This is a genomic window from Nonomuraea cavernae (assembly GCF_014646355.1).
Lineage (GTDB): Bacteria > Actinomycetota > Actinomycetes > Streptosporangiales > Streptosporangiaceae > Nonomuraea > Nonomuraea cavernae.
The window spans coordinates 74690-75376 of sequence record NZ_BMNH01000009.1; the positions used below are offsets into that span (position 1 = coordinate 74690).

The following is a 687-nucleotide window of genomic DNA, read 5'->3' on the forward strand; positions in this document are numbered from 1 at the left end:
CGGTCCTCGACGACGAACGTCCCCTTGCCCGGCAACGTCCGGACGAGCCCGCGATCTCGCAGCTCCTCGACCGTGCGCCGCGCGGTCCCCAACGCGACATGCAACTCGGCGGCCAGAGCCCGTTCGGCTGGCAACGCAGCACCAGGCGGGATCTTCCCCGCTCGGATGCGCGCCTCGATGAAGTCTGCCGCGGCGACATACACGTATTCGCCGACGACGCTCTCAGGGTCGAACTCCTGGTCAGCGGCCATAACAGCAACATAGAACGGCCCTGAGCTGCACATATGCACAGGTAGCGGCATAGCGCTGTACGCCGCTCTATACCGCGTCATACGATGCGGCCATGACTTCCCCCAGCGACCGGCCCACCGAGATCGCAGCGGCCCAAAAGCGCATCGCCGCCGCGCTCGACGCCGTACCCGACACGGTGTGCTCTGCCTGCAGCGCCACGATCATGAGGGCATACAGCGTCTACGGCGGCTGGCTATGGCTCGCCGTCTACGGCCAGGAGACCGTACCGGCCGCCGAATGCCCGAACAGGCCCGGCGTCTACGGCGTCGGCCACGGCCCGCACCAGCCACGGCCGATCAACTCGCCAGACTCCTCGGTGTAACAACAGTCCGCCGAGGACCGTGGCCCTGCCCTTGGGGAAGCATCGGGCAGGGCCACTCGACCAAGCCCCCCGGG

General features: G+C 68.0%; 2 protein-coding genes. One reads left to right on the forward strand and one right to left on the reverse strand.

Annotated elements, in window-relative coordinates:
- Positions 1-251 (reverse strand): winged helix-turn-helix domain-containing protein (locus tag IEY82_RS17120; protein WP_189125260.1); only part of this gene is annotated, 251 nt, incomplete at its 3' end.
- A 92-nt stretch (positions 252-343) separates the two neighbouring features.
- Between IEY82_RS17120 and IEY82_RS17125 the strand changes: the two genes are divergently transcribed.
- Positions 344-613: a hypothetical protein gene (locus IEY82_RS17125; protein WP_189125125.1), complete on the forward strand. Its 270-nt coding sequence runs from the start codon at positions 344-346 to the stop codon at positions 611-613.
- Positions 614-687 lie beyond the last annotated feature (74 nt).

Excerpts from the sequence above, each read along its gene's own strand:
- IEY82_RS17125 (WP_189125125.1), top strand. The coding sequence starts at position 344 with ATGACTTCCCCCAGCGACCGGCCCACCGAGATCGCAGCGGCCCAAAAG.